The sequence below is a fragment of the Tenacibaculum sp. SZ-18 genome (assembly GCF_002813915.1).
Lineage (GTDB): Bacteria > Bacteroidota > Bacteroidia > Flavobacteriales > Flavobacteriaceae > Polaribacter.
The window spans coordinates 3,343,606-3,358,661 of record NZ_CP019335.1; the positions used below are offsets into that span (position 1 = coordinate 3,343,606).

The following is a 15,056-nucleotide window of genomic DNA, read 5'->3' on the forward strand; positions in this document are numbered from 1 at the left end:
AAAAAAGGTTTCATCGAATTACTTTATGACTTTATCTTCTTTAATTTAATAACAAATCGTTTATTTTTTATCTCTTTAACCTTTTCATTTAATAATTTTATTTCTTCTCGTTTATCATAAGGAATTAAATCTTTTAAGATTTTATACTCCGATTTTAACCTAATTTGTTTGTTCTTTGTTTTCTTAAACTCGAAAGAATACTCTCCAAAATTGTTTTTAAACTTTAAATCTGAATTTGATTTTCCTAAAACCTCTATATCCGAAGGGAAGTTTATATAATACGTTAGTAAGTCACTATAACCATAATCAAGATAAGAACTTAACTCCATAGAATTAGAAGCATCTTCAATTTGATTATGATTTAATAACTTATCTATTGAAACACTAATAAGACTATCATTTATAAAGGTAACAGCGTTGTTTAATTTACCTTCACTATTAATTTTAAACACAAAAGGCTTTTTTCCATTTAAAGATACCTTGATAACGGTATCAATATCTAGAGTAGTATCGATTCCTTGAATTTCAGATAAGGTATTATAAAACTTACTCGCTTCTTCGTTTTTATTTAACATTCCGTAAAAGCTTCTTAATTCAGTAGATAATCCTCCTGAAAGTTTGAACCTTGATTTATAAGTAGTTTCTTTTTTCTCCACATCAACTTTACCCGAAACGATTTGATACATGTAGTTAACATTCGGATTCATTCCTGGCATTTTCACAAACTTAATTGATACGGAATCAGCCTTTGCAACCTCTAAATCCCTTGAAATAAATTTATCTTTCTTTTTTCTTTTCTTGGTTAAATAAGGTTTAACTAAAATCACATCTGTATTATAAATTGATGTAGGAACTTCATTAATTTGATATTGAAAAAAATCCTCGTGAGGATATAAAAATACTAACTTTTCGTTTTCATCTTCATAAGCATAAAATACATGATCAAACTCGCCTTTTCTAATATAGTGCTTACTAATAGATCCTAATCGTTTTGTTCTACCAAATACTGCCCAATAATCTATTTCTAAATCCTCCAAAATTTGCCTGTAAAATCGCTTAATACTAAGAGGGTCAAAACGTTTTTCTTTTAAAAAATAACCACTGGATTTTATTAATTCATTGGCCTTTGCTGGTTCCATTTTAAAATTCTTAAGGGCCTCTGTATATAGTAATTTAAATTTATAAAATTTAGAACTGTCTTTAGCTTTCCCAATTACTCTTCTCTTCCATCTCTTGTAATAAGAAATTCTATCATAGTCTAAGGCAAATGGTTGAGTTACATAATTAAATTCTTCATTATAAACATCCTTCCATGTTCTTAATTCACTTCCTCTTTCATCTAACGAATAATATAAATAGGGTTTTTCGCATGGCAAGCAATTGTATTCATTTTTTTCAATCCCTTCTAACTTATCCATTGAAAATTGGGCATAAATTATAGAATCATTTGAAACTACTGATGGTTCAGGAAAACCATTATAGGATTTGTATCGCATCATCATTTCTGGATGCGCTTTTACTGAATATTGTGAATTTAAACTTGGTAATTCAGCATGTAAACTAACATAATTTTTTAAATCCGTTTTACTTAATCCTTCATAATATACATAACTCGTCTCAATCGTGTCTCCAGGTTCAACCCCTGGTATTGGATACTTTATTTCTCCAAATTTTTTCTTCTTATTGTCTCGTTTAAAAACTAAACTAGAATCTAAATTAACTATTGATCCATCTGCTTTTAGGGTACGTACCTTAATTTTCTCTAAATGATTACTTTCAAAATCAGTTAAATTCAAAAAGGCATAATTTTCCACTCCTTTAGAAGTATTTATGACTAACTTATTACTGATAGATACATATCTTTTAAAACCTCCCCAATTTCTAGCATATGTTACATCTGTGTATGAATATGAATAATAACCATCTGCTTTTTTACAAATTGTTAAAAAAGGATCATTGTTATTTACTATAGAATTGAAACTAAAAAACAATAAGCATGTACTTATTAATAACAAGCTAACTTTTCTGTTTTTCAAGGATAATAGGTTCATTGATTATTTTTTTAAATGATTTTAAAATCTCATTTGTTTTATTGACATTTTCTTCTTCTAAGTATATATGATTCAAAACAAAATCATAATTGCATTCAATTTCTTGATTTGAAATTAGTTTTATAGTAACTTTTAAAGAGACTCCATCTTCTTCATAATTATGGACTATAGGTTTAAAATTGAGTACAGGTTCATTCAAACTTATATTAGCTCGCACAACTTTATGAAAAGGGTTTCCTGAGTTTATACCTTCTATAAATGAATCTCGACTTTCTGTCTCAATTATCTTAGGTAAAAAATCAATAAATAAGTATTTACTTTTATCATCATCGAAAGTTTTACTACTTACTGAAATTTCCCCTTTATAGGCCAGTTTATCAGAGTCTTTAAGTAATTCTAACTTTGAAATTGATTGGTTTCTAAAAATCTCTTCATAAAACACTTTCTCATATTCAGTTCGCTCTTTTATACTTTTATTCTTAAATCGATATTTTAAGAAATTACTAGAAATCCCTTCATATGAAACCTTAAAATCTCCCTCAACATCTGTTGCATTAACTTTTAAATTTAATTGGTAGAGAATTTTGTTTTGTTCTGGAGTAAAACTCTTCACCTTGTAATACTTTCCTCCATTATCGTTTACAATGAATATTGTGCGATCTTGCAAACTTTCAACAGGAGTTCTTTCTCTATGTATAGGATCAGTAGGATCTAATAAAATAATTTCATTATTAATATATGCCGTAGTAATAACATGATTTGCAGAGCTAAGTGAAGGGAAATTACAATCAGAAATATGATCAAAAGTTGCAGCCAATGCAATATCACTTTTAATTCCTTTATAATTTAATGCTTCTGATAAAAAATTAGAAAGATCTTTACAATCTCCTTCTTTGTTATTGTAAACTGTATTTGCATGAGTAGGAATAAATGCCCCCATCCCAACTTCTATTGCTACATACTTAAAATTATTTCTCACATAATTATATAATACATTTACGATTTCAGATGGACTATTAATATTACTGGTTAAAGCATCTATTTTCTTCTTTACTTCAAAGTTTAATCCTTTTTTTAAAGAAACTTCTCCTTTGTACCAATCATTTATGTAATTAGCAGGTCGATTTTTATACGAGTTAGGAGTAACAATAATTCGCATTAAAGGTGTCTTCTTATTTTTATATACTCCAAAAAGCTGGAATGGATCGGGCTCTACTTTTTGGGGAGATACTTTTATATTCCAAATTGAATTTAAATCAGTTTTAGTAGAATCTATTTTATAGTACGATAAAGATTCTTTGAAGATCGTATTATGAACTAAATTGAATTTTTTCGGAACTTCAATTCTATAATTAATTGTATCTGTCTTGTTATGAGAAAAAAATGCTAAACTTGAGAAATACATTAATTCCTTGCAAGAAGAAGAATATGATAGTTTTATTTCCTTTTCTGGAGGAATTAAAACATACTTAACTTTTGTACTTGTTATAAAATCTAACTTGGCATCTTCTTCATATGTTTTGACTTTGGTTATCGGTTTCTCCCGCCTCTTTTTCTTATTAAAAAGTTTAACATTTGAAATATTTTCCAACTCACCATCATAAAAAATAGGATAAAAATAAGGCTCTTTACTCTCTTTGAAAATAACTGAAACATTTCTTACAAAGGAAGAATCTTCTTTGACTTCAATTATTTCCGACATGTTTTTTATGTGAATATCTTGACTATATAATATTGAATTACAGAAAAGTAAATAGAGAACATTTCCAATAAGTAGTATCTTTTTCATTTTGCATATTTTTTAATAGTAAACAACTAAACTAATTGTTTCTAATTAAAGAATTAGCGACAAAGTTACTTAAAATGAAGTAATTCAAATTAGCAATCCTTATTTACCTAAGTAGAAAAATTACTCTATAATATGTTACTCCTAATAAAAATACTATCCCACTCCATAAAATAACTGAATATTTCTATCCTCAAAAAATCATTTATTTCTCCTTCAAGTTGACGTCAAGTTACTTCATCAATAAATCCATTTGCTTGCAAAGCGAACCATTTTTTATCATATAATTGGACTAGTATCTACTCTTAAAGGCTCATATCTCTTATTAAAATAGTTGACTCCTAAGGTTAGATAATGATTAAAATGAAATTGATAAGATCCTAAAATCTCTGTGGAAATATTGTTACACAAATAATTTACAGATTGATTATTGAAAAACAAAGATGCTACACTTTTTCAATTTTGATGTGTAAATGCTACACCTAATTTTCTAGTAAATAAGTTTAAAGATCGAACATTATACGAATATATACTGTAGCCGTTATTCCCATAAAATCCTTTAATCGCAATATTTATAAATAAAAAGTTGTACTTGTAAACTCTAATTTTATATGCAAACGGACTGCTGGTTATCGTCCAAAAAGTAAGTTCAGGTATAATAGTAAAGTTGTCTTACATGTTCTAGAAATAAAGTTATCATTTTCATCTACTATGACCTAAGAATAAATAACTTCTTCTATTGAGTTGCTTTAACTACAAAAATGTTTTGATGAAGTTGATACAGTTTTATCTCAAGTTAGATTATTGATATATTGTGTTTGGACTTATTTATGTTTTAACCGAATCGGATTCGATTTATGTATTTTTCTATTAGTTAAAAAGATAATAATTTCCAAAGCTTCATAATTTTAATCTCTCACGAAGCTGGATAATTTATTACCAAGAATATTGTTCAACAGCAACTATTTTAAACTGTAATAAGCTAAACTATTTGGATTAATATTTACATCTTTAATTTTACAATATTGCAATTTTGTGCTTACTGAAATCGGATAATAACACACATAAACCAAAATGTTATTTTGTTTATCATTTACCTTAAAAACAATGACTTAATCTAGAATTTTCTATCAGAATGAAAATCAAAATAATCATTCAAATTTTCAGTAGATAAAAATCTTTTTTTATTGTAAGTACAAGAAGAAAATTAAACGATACATATGAGTAGAACTAATTTTATTGCGCATATAATATCTGAATTAACTTTTCTACAGGTTTATTCTGAGGAGTGAACCTATTATTATTAGTTCCACCTGACTTTTCATGATTGTGAAACCATTTCCATAAAAACCCACCAGCAAACCAATCCTCTTTCCAAAACTGATTATAAATTGCTTGGGTTGCATTACTTTGAGCATGTAAATCCACTTCACCTTCAATTCTATCCGATTTCCAAGGCTCTTTTCCAGTATAATGTATACTTCTGTAACCAAATTCTGTAAACAAAATTGGTTTATTAAACTTCTTTTGTAAATTGACAATTACGGTTTTATGTGAATTCCATCCAGCTTCAAACTCTTCCACAGTTGGGGATTTTTTATCACTTAATGGGAAATAAGCATCTACTCCTATATAATCCAATTCAGACCAGAACGGAACTCTTTTAAACTCATCCCAATTTGCCGCATAGGTTAACTTACCCGAATACACCATTTTAACCTCTCGAATCAATTTTGTCCAATATAAAGGTCTGTTTATTACAAACTTTTCTAATTCAGTACCAATACAAAAGATTTCGGCATTTATCTCTTCAGCCACTTTCGCATATTCTAAAATGAATTTCGAATATGTCTCTTCCAACTGTTTCCATTTTTCTTCGGATTTCATTTCTATGAAACCAGTAAATTCACCTCTTGAAACCCAAATTTGAGGTTTCAACATAATCTTTATTTGTTCTTTTTTAAAAGCTGATGCATATTGATGAATCCCTTCTTTCTTTTCTCCAAACCATTGCCACTTAGAATTGTACCGAATATTTGGTGACGATACATCTTTTATAAAACCGAAAGGCATCAGTGAAACATAATTCGCTGATGACTTTTTAACGGGTTGTACATGTTTATCATTGATGGCTTCCGAAGAGGATACAAAACTTAATCCGTTTATTTTTTCCTTCTGACTATTACAAGAAAGGAAAAATGTAACACCTACAACCAAGAAATATAGGTTTATCTTCATACCCTAAAAATAACGATTACAATCATTTTTTTTATTAAACTAGTCTTAAAATAATGCTCTTAGTGAAATACTGTATGTTTCTTCTAAACTTTGAAAATTATATCCTTAATCAATATTTACTAGAATATTTCAATACTTAAAACATGGGTAAATTAATGTTCTCCATCTAATTATAACACTGTATTATTTTGTTTAGCCTCTTCAAAATTCTAAGAGTATATTGTCGTTACTTGAGAAGTAGCTCTTAAAATCCATTGTCACTACTAAGGAAGTATTATTTGCAAAATTTTTACCATCATCAAAATTACACGTAGTATGTAACACTTTAAGTAATTGTTCTTTCCTCTAGCAAATTAAGTATTTATTATTATTTAAAATTATTCTAAATTTAAAACAATCGTAAATTCTTATCTTATGAATCGACTCAAGCAAAAGCAATTCTCTAAAACATGGAACATATCGTCATTATTGGTAACGGAGTTTCTGGTGTAACAGCTGCCCGCCATATCCGTAAACTGTCCGACAAAAAAATTACCATTATTTCTTCTGAAACCTCGCATTTCTTTTCAAGAACAGCCCTAATGTATATTTACATGGGTCATATGAAATTTGAAAATACAAAACCTTATGAAGACTGGTTCTGGAGTAAAAATAGAATAGAACTAAAACAAGCAAGAGTTGCTAGTATTGATACTAAAAATAAAAATCTTAACCTTGAGAACAGTGAATCTTTTTCTTATGATAAATTAATTATTGCTGCCGGTTCTAAACCAAATAAATTTGGCTGGTCAGGACAAGATTTAAATGGTGTTATGGGCATGTATCATAAACAGGATTTAGAAAGCCTAGAAAAGTATGCACCGAATAATAAAGTATGTAAACGAGCTGTAATTGTTGGCGGCGGTTTGATTGGAATTGAATTAGCTGAAATGCTCCACAGTAGAAATATACCTGTTACATTTTTAGTTAGAGAAAAGAGTTTCTGGAACGGTGTTCTACCAGATCAAGAATCAGAAATGATAAATCAGGAGATTATTGATAATCATATAGATCTAAGATTGGGAGTAAATCTAAAAGAGATTAAATCCGATGAAAAAGGACAAGTTAAATCTATTGTAATTGCTGAAACAGGAGAAGAAATTGAATGTAATGTCGTTGGTTTAACCGCTGGCGTTTCCCCAAATATAAAATTTGTAAAAAGTTCTGAAATTGAATCAAATCGTGGTGTACTAGTAAATCGTTCTTTGGAAACAAATATTAAAGATGTTTACGCAATTGGTGACTGCGCAGAACAAAGAGAAGCTATCGGACAAAGAAGACCAATTGAAGCTGTTTGGTATACAGGAAGAATGATGGGCGAAACTGTTGCTCAAACCATTTGTGGAAATCCTACTGAATACAGACCAGGACATTGGTTTAACTCTGCTAAATTTATTGATATTGAATACCAAACTTATGGTTGGGTTTGGGCAAAGCCAAGAGAAAATGAGGCTCGTTTTTTCTGGAAGCATAAAGATGGTAAGAAAGCTATTCACTTAAGCTTTGATAAAGATTCTAAAGAATTTATTGGGATAAACGCCTTCGGAATTAGGATGCGTCATGAGTTTTTCGACAAAGTATTAACCGAAAAGAAATCTGTAATTCATGTACTTCAACATTTAGCTGATGCAAATTTTGATCCTGAGTTTTATAAACAGTATGAACAAGAAATTATTTCAAAATTCAATAAGGCACATGGAACTAATATTCAGGCTAAAAAGAAAAGTTGGAAACGCATATTTAGCAAAGCATAATTAATTAGCATACAATGAAAGTGATTAAAAATATAGGTTTAGTACTCTCTCTAATTGGGTTTGCTATTTTTACAGCGAGTATGTTTATCGGAACGAATAATGTTTCCGAAGAAACATTTAATAATTGGGCTTCACAAAAAGTAAAAAGTGAATTTTTTATTGAAAAAGCGAAACAAGATATTGTTGGTAAAGAATTGACTGCTTATCAATTATCATCTAAAATAATTGATATCGCTAAACAATCAAATGAATTTCAAAAAAGTAAAGATGAAATTGCCTGGGAAAAAATTATTCATATAAAATGGAATAAAACGTATAAAGATTTTGTGTATCCGTTAGTAAGAGCTTCGGCTACTGGTTGGGTAGTTCAAAATCAAGGATTCTTCTTCTTCCTTACCTTCGGATTAGCCATTTTAGGTGGTTTACTATTCTTTGGTGCAGACTATCAATTATTAGGACCTCCTGGAATAAAAAATAATGGGATTTTTCAGCATTCGGCAACAAACAGAGGAATTCTTGGAATGGTAGCATTCGTGTTTTTCGTAGGATTTTATATGTTGCTATATTTCTTCCCTAACTACTTAATCAATCCAATTTTATCTGTAAATGGCGTTAGTAAAAGTTTAAGTGGAAATGAGTCAAGTCAGTGGTTCTTATATGGATTTATGTATTGTGCAGTAATGACAGTTTTCGCTGTACGTATGTTCATAAAATACCGTCATAACAACTATCAGATTGTTAGAACATTAGTTGTTCTGTTCTTTCAAATTGCATTTGCTTTTTTAATTCCTGAAATATTAGTTGCCTTTAATAAACCTTGGTTTGATTTTAAAAATGCTTGGCCATTAAACTATTCTTTCTTTTTTGATTGGAATATTAATAGTTTAATCGAAAATGGAAATATGGGAATATTCATGTTGGTTTGGGGAATTATTTTAACATTGGTAATTATTCCTGTAATGGTTTACTTCTATGGAAAAAGATGGTACTGTTCTTGGGTTTGTGGATGTGGTGGATTAGCCGAAACTTTAGGAGATCCTTACCGTCAATTATCAAGTAAATCTCTATTCTCTTGGAAAGTTGAACGTTGGTTAATTCATGGAGTTTTAGTGTTTGCGACATTAATGACTGCCTTGACTTTATATACCTATTTTGCAGAAATTGAAAGTTGGAAAGAAGTTGCTTTTGGGTTATCTGCTTATGATATTCAAAGTTCATACGGATTCTTAATCGGATCTATTTTTTCTGGAGTTATTGGAACAGGTTTTTATCCAATTTTAGGTAACCGTGTTTGGTGTCGTTTTGGTTGTCCATTAGCTGCGTACATGGGTTTAGTGCAACGTTTCAAATCAAGATTCAGAATTACAACTAATGGTGGACAATGTATTTCTTGTGGAAATTGTTCTACCTATTGTGAACAAGGAATTGATGTTCGATCTTATGCTCAAAAAGGAGAAAACATTGTTCGTTCGAGCTGCGTTGGATGTGGTGTTTGTTCTGCTGTTTGTCCAAGAGGAGTTTTAAAACTTGAAAATGGTCCAGAAAAAGGTAGAATTAATCCTACTCAAGTTTTATTAGGAAATGATGTTGATTTATTAGAATTAATGAATGAAAAATAGACCAAAAATCACTTTAATTCTCTTATTTCTAGCCTATTCTTGTTTTGCTCAAAAAGTTTATCAAAAAAACTATCTTGATAATGGTAAAATAAAGTCTGAAGGGTGGATGGAAAATGACAAAAAAGAAAAATATTGGGTTTTCAATTATAAAAATGAGAATAATAAAGAGAAAGGTCATTATAACAATGGTCTAAGAAATAAATATTGGTACTTTTACAACCGAGATACGTCTAAGAGTAAGGAAGGATACTTTGTTAAAAGCCTGAAAAACAAATGGTAGCTATTCTATGATAATAAGTAAATATTAATCATAAATGCCCATTGAAGAATAATAGAAAGGATGGCTATTGTTTTAACTGAACTGGTAATACTTCCAAATTTGAAAACGAAAAAAATAAAAAAGGGAAGAGATTAATCCTCTTTTTTAAAAGAGGATTAATCTGAACGATTTAAATAGCCCATGGAACCCAGAATTATAGTTATTATTCCGGCATACAATGAGCAAAACTCAATTGCCAAAGTGATTAATGATATTCCAAAAAGTGTAAGTGAAGTTATTGTTGTTAGTAATAACTCTACAGATAATACAGAATTAAATGCAACAAATGCTGGAGCTACGGTACTTCAAGAAAAAAGAAGAGGTTATGGTTATGCTTGTTTAAAAGGGATGGAATACATTACTAAACAAGGAAAAAAACCAGATATCATCGTTTTTTTGGATGGTGATTATTCTGATTATCCTGAACAACTTGATGAAATTACTGCTCCGATTATTAATGATGATATTGATTTTGTCATTGGTTCTAGAGTTAAAAGACTTCGTGAAAATGGTTCTATGACTCCACAACAAGTTTTTGGAAATTGGTTAGCAACTTTTTTAATGAAAGTCTTTTTTGGAGCAAAGTTCACAGATTTAGGTCCTTTTAGAGCTATAAAATTCGATAAGTTATTGGCGCTAGAAATGGAAGATAAAACCTACGGTTGGACTGTAGAGATGCAATTGAAAGCGATTAAAAGAAAATTTACTTATACAGAAATACCTGTAAAATATAGAAACAGAATTGGCGTTTCTAAAGTTTCAGGAACCGTAAAAGGAACTATATTAGCGGGCGTAAAAATATTAACTTGGATCTTCAAATACAGTTTTAAATAATGATTCTCGAATACATTATTATTAGTCTTTACAGCATTTCATTATTGCTAGTTTTCATGTATGCTTTAGCACAATTAAATTTACTTTTTAACTATTTATCTTCTAGAAAAAAAACAGACAATTCTGAGACCTTTGATTTAAGTAAGGAAGACGAAGTTCCATATGTAACGATTCAATTACCTGTTTTTAATGAATTGTATGTAATGGAGAGACTTCTAGATAATATTGCTCTCTTAAAATATCCAAGAGAAAAGTTAGAAATTCAAGTTTTGGATGATTCTACAGATGAATCTGTGGAAACAACGGCAGCACATGTAAAAAGATTACAGGAAACTGGATTAGACATTCAACACATTCGACGAGAAAACAGAATTGGATTTAAAGCAGGAGCTTTAAAAGAAGGTTTAAAAATCGCTAAAGGAGAATTCATCGCTATTTTTGATGCCGACTTTTTACCAAAACCATGTTGGTTAGAAAAAACAGTAATTTATTTTAAAAATCCAGAAATTGGTGTTGTCCAAACTAGATGGGGCCATATCAACCGAGATTATTCGACTTTAACCAAAGTACAAGCATTTGCTTTAGATGCACATTTTTCTTTAGAACAAGTTGGACGAAACAGCAAGGGACATTTCATCAACTTTAACGGTACTGCGGGTATTTGGCGAAAGGAATGTATCATTGATGCTGGGAACTGGGAAGGCGACACTTTAACTGAAGATTTAGATTTGAGTTATCGTGCTCAATTGAAAAAATGGAAGTTTAAATATTTAGAAGATGTTGTTACTCCAGCTGAATTACCTGTTGTGATTAGTGCGGCTAGATCTCAACAATTCAGGTGGAATAAAGGTGGTGCAGAGAATTTCCAAAAAATGCTGAGCAAAATTATTACAAGTAAGAATGTAAACTTCAAAACTAAAATTCATAGTGTTTTACATCTTTTAAACAGTTCAATGTTTACTTGTGTATTTTTAATGGGAGTTTTGAGTATTCCTATGTTATATATTAAAAATGAATATACTCATTTAAGAATATATTTCATCGTTATGAGCTTCTTTGTAACAAGTACAGCAATATTCTTCATTTGTTATTGGTTTATGTTTAAGCGAAACTTTGGCGGTGGAATTAAGAGTTTTATAAAATATATTGGAGCATTTTTTACATTTTTCTCCATCGCAATGGGATTCTCTTTACACAATACCATTGCAGTTTTAGAAGGTCACTTTGGTAAGAAAAGTGAATTTGTTCGTACACCAAAATTCAATATTAGAACGCTCAAAGATAATTGGAAAAACAATAAATACATCAAGAAGAAGCCTTCTTTAAACGTTATTATAGAAGGTATATTAGCTTTATACTTTGCTTTTGGTTTATATAGTGCTTTTATTGTTGGTGACCAAGGTGGAGATTTTGGACTATTTCCTTTTCATTTAATGTTATGTATTGGTTTTAGTTATGTATTCTTTAAATCCATATTTTCCAAAGCATAATGTTTATCAAAAAAGCTTCTTTCACGGCAATTACAATAATATCTTGTTTGTTATATTATATATTTGCTTATCATCTTGAAAGAACTTTTTTTGGAAAAATTATCTTATTTTGGACAGCTCTTTTTACTGGATATATTTTTTTCATTAATTTAAACTTTTCTTTTAAAAACTTAGCAACAATTGCTATTTTATTTAGGTTAGTTTTTTTGTTAGCTATGCCTAACTTATCGCAAGACTTTTATAGGTTTATATGGGACGGAAGAATGATTTTAGAAAATTTAAATCCTTATATATCCCTTCCACAAACATTTATCGAGGAGGAATTTTTAATTATTGAGCAAGCTGAAGAGCTTTATGCGGGAATGGGACCAATGAATGGAAGTCATTACACCAACTATCCTCCATTAAATCAATTATGCTTTTTTATTGCAGCTTTATTTTCTGGTAAATCAATTTTAGGCTCTGTCATTATAATGCGTCTTCAAATTATTTTTGCAGATATTGGAATCATATATTTTGGATCGAAATTATTGCGTAAACTTGATATAAATCCGAATAACATATTTTTATATGCTCTCAATCCATTTATTATAATAGAGTTAACAGGAAATCTGCATTACGAACCAGTAATGTTATTTTTCTTAATTATAGCACTCTATCTTTTTCATAAAAGAAAATGGATATTATCTGGATTTATGTTTGCATTTTCCATTAGTATTAAATTAATCCCATTGTTATTTCTTCCCATATTTTTGAAACGTTTTCTATTAAGAGGTAGAAAGATAAAATGGAAAGAGAATGGGATTAAACTTCTACTTTTTTATGTTATTATCATTGGTACGAATGGAATATTATTTCTTCCTTTTATTTCAGAGTTTTTAATTAGTAATTACAGTAATTCTGTTGGACTATGGTTTCGATCATTTGAATTCAATGCAAGTTTATACTATATCTTCAGAGAAATAGGATATCTTTTCCGTGGTTATAATGAAATAGCAATCATTGGTAAAATTACGCCTATCCTAACCATTATCTTTATCTTATTAATAAGTTTATTTAGAAGAAATAAAACAACAACAGAAATCATAACCACTATGTTATTAGCATCGTCGTTCTATTATTTTACTACAACTACTATGCATCCATGGTATTTGGCAACACTAGTGGTATTATCAATATTTACAGAATATAGATTCCCTTTAATTTGGTCATTCATAATTATTTTGAGCTATCAAGCTTATGCAAATTTAACATGGAAAGAAAATTTATGGTTTGTAACTCTAGAATATAGTATCCTATACGGATTCTTAATTTATGAACTAAAAAAACCCACTCAAAGATTGAGTGGGAAAAATTGCTATGAAAAAGAAAAAGAAAGTGGTTTATAACCACATGACAAATATATGTCTTATTTCTTCTGACGCAAAAAAAATTAACATTAAATTCTTATTTTTCTAACATTAATCTATCTTCGATAAGTATATATTTTTCAGATGTTTCCGGACAAATAGCTCTTCCATTCTCATTAAAATTTAAACGATGTCCATTCTTACTTACCCAACCAATCGGTTTTGATGGGTTTCCAACTACTAATGCAAAAGCAGGTACATCCTTAGTTACAACAGCTCCAGCACCAATGAGTGCATATTCACCAATTGTAATACCGCATATAATTGTAGCGTTTGCACCAATACTTGCGCCTTTCTTTACCAAAGTTTGTTTAAATTCATTCTTTCTATTGACAGCGCTTCGCGGATTGATCACATTCGTAAAAACCATTGAAGGCCCCAAAAAAACATCATCTTCACAAATAACCCCTGTATAAATGGAAACATTATTTTGAACTTTTACGTTCTTTCCAAGAACAACAGAAGGGGAAACAACCACATTCTGACCTAAATTACAACCTTCACCAATACTGCAATTAGTCATTACATGACTGAAGTGCCAAATTTTGGTTCCTTGCCCAATAACACAGCCTTCATCTATAACCGCTGTTTCATGGGAAAAATATTCTTTTAACTTGCTCATATAACAAAATTAAAAAACTCAATCTAATGATTGAGTTTTTTCTATTTATTCTACCATAAAACTAATTGGCAATGTATATTTAACTTTAACAGCCTTGTCGTTTTGCATACCTGGCGTCAATTTAGGTATTTTACCAATGATTCTTCCAGCCTCCTTTTTTAGCTCCGGATGTGGGGCCCTTATTTGAATATCTGTAACATATCCATTTTTATCAATAACAAACTGAGTCATAATTCTCTTTTTTCCGCTTCTTAGTCCTAATTCGTTGGCTAACTCCGTATTAAAGTTTCGTAATACCAACTGCTTCATTTTACTTTCAAAACACCTTCTGTTCTCGATTTCAGAAGATCGTTCACAACCCTTAAAAATAGGAGCTCTCTGTACGTTATTTATTGATACAGGCCCAACCAATGTTGGTTCCTTATTTTCTGCAGGTATAACTTTGGTTGTGATTACTGGCGTATTATCAGAAACTACAATGGCAGGTTCCGTTACCTCAATCTTAGATGTTTCTTTTACTGGTTTAAAGTTAATAAGGGGAACTACTTTTGGAATAACTCTAGGTTTAGGGGTAGGTTTATGTACTTCAACTATTTTCGGAATCTTTACATAATCAGATAATGTGAACGTATTATCGTCGTTTATAATAAAATCTCGCGCAATTGCTTCTGATTTCTTTTCTGTTTGATGTTCTAATGTAACAAAAACAATAAACAAAACTAAAACTAAACCTAATTGTGTAAATATGTTAGAGTATTTCTCTAGCTGTTTTCTGGGATGCTTCTTTAACTTTTTCATAATGTAATAGTTTTAAATTAGAACTAATTAAATCCAAAAAACATGCCACAAAAAAAAACGACTCAAAAGAGTCGTTTTTAATAAATATTTGTATCTT

General features: G+C 29.7%; 11 protein-coding genes. 6 read left to right on the forward strand and 5 right to left on the reverse strand.

The features are described from left to right. Positions 1-23: 23 nt before the first annotated feature. The 3 genes from BTO06_RS15155 to BTO06_RS15165 form a co-directional block, all read right to left on the reverse strand. Positions 24-2,051 carry a DUF3857 domain-containing protein gene (locus BTO06_RS15155; RefSeq protein ID WP_100926109.1) on the reverse strand — a complete coding sequence of 676 codons (2,028 nt, stop codon included), beginning with the start codon at positions 2,049-2,051 and terminating at the stop codon, positions 24-26. Then, positions 2,017-3,840 (reverse strand): transglutaminase-like domain-containing protein, encoded by a 1,824-nt coding sequence (locus BTO06_RS15160; protein ID WP_100926110.1) that lies wholly within the window; start codon positions 3,838-3,840, stop codon positions 2,017-2,019. Before BTO06_RS15160 ends, BTO06_RS15155 begins: the two co-directional genes overlap by 35 nt. Positions 3,841-5,073: 1,233 nt before the next feature. Beyond that, positions 5,074-6,075, reverse strand: coding sequence for a glycoside hydrolase family 113 (locus BTO06_RS15165; protein ID WP_100926111.1), 1,002 nt, complete (start codon positions 6,073-6,075; stop codon positions 5,074-5,076). Between the two features lie 449 nt (positions 6,076-6,524). Between BTO06_RS15165 and BTO06_RS15170 the strand changes: the two genes are divergently transcribed. From BTO06_RS15170 to BTO06_RS15195, 6 genes are all read left to right on the forward strand, one after another. Next, a complete protein-coding gene (locus tag BTO06_RS15170) occupies positions 6,525-7,868 on the forward strand; it encodes an NAD(P)/FAD-dependent oxidoreductase (protein ID WP_100926112.1) in 1,344 nt (447 codons plus the stop codon). A gap of 14 nt (positions 7,869-7,882) precedes the next feature. Continuing rightward, on the forward strand, positions 7,883-9,487 hold the full coding sequence (locus BTO06_RS15175) for a 4Fe-4S binding protein (RefSeq protein WP_100926113.1): 1,605 nt from the start codon (positions 7,883-7,885) through the stop codon (positions 9,485-9,487). Next, positions 9,477-9,767, forward strand: a complete 291-nt coding sequence (locus tag BTO06_RS15180; RefSeq protein WP_100926114.1) for a hypothetical protein — start codon at positions 9,477-9,479, stop codon at positions 9,765-9,767. The genes BTO06_RS15175 and BTO06_RS15180 overlap by 11 nt, the downstream gene beginning before the upstream one ends. A gap of 180 nt (positions 9,768-9,947) precedes the next feature. After that, positions 9,948-10,640, forward strand: coding sequence for a glycosyltransferase family 2 protein (locus BTO06_RS15185; protein ID WP_100926115.1), 693 nt, complete (start codon positions 9,948-9,950; stop codon positions 10,638-10,640). Beyond that, positions 10,640-12,130, forward strand: a complete 1,491-nt coding sequence (locus BTO06_RS15190; RefSeq protein ID WP_100926116.1) for a cellulose synthase family protein — start codon at positions 10,640-10,642, stop codon at positions 12,128-12,130. The genes BTO06_RS15185 and BTO06_RS15190 overlap by 1 nt, the downstream gene beginning before the upstream one ends. After that, positions 12,130-13,518, forward strand: a complete 1,389-nt coding sequence (locus BTO06_RS15195) for a DUF2029 domain-containing protein (protein ID WP_100926117.1) — start codon at positions 12,130-12,132, stop codon at positions 13,516-13,518. Before BTO06_RS15190 ends, BTO06_RS15195 begins: the two co-directional genes overlap by 1 nt. Positions 13,519-13,576: 58 nt before the next feature. Here BTO06_RS15195 and BTO06_RS15200 read toward each other — a convergent pair whose 3' ends face one another. Further along, entirely contained in the window at positions 13,577-14,161 is a 585-nt protein-coding gene (locus BTO06_RS15200; protein ID WP_100926118.1) for an acyltransferase, read from the reverse strand. Between the two features lie 45 nt (positions 14,162-14,206). Beyond that, positions 14,207-14,959 carry an energy transducer TonB gene (locus BTO06_RS15205; protein WP_100926119.1) on the reverse strand — a complete coding sequence of 251 codons (753 nt, stop codon included), beginning with the start codon at positions 14,957-14,959 and terminating at the stop codon, positions 14,207-14,209. Positions 14,960-15,056 lie beyond the last annotated feature (97 nt).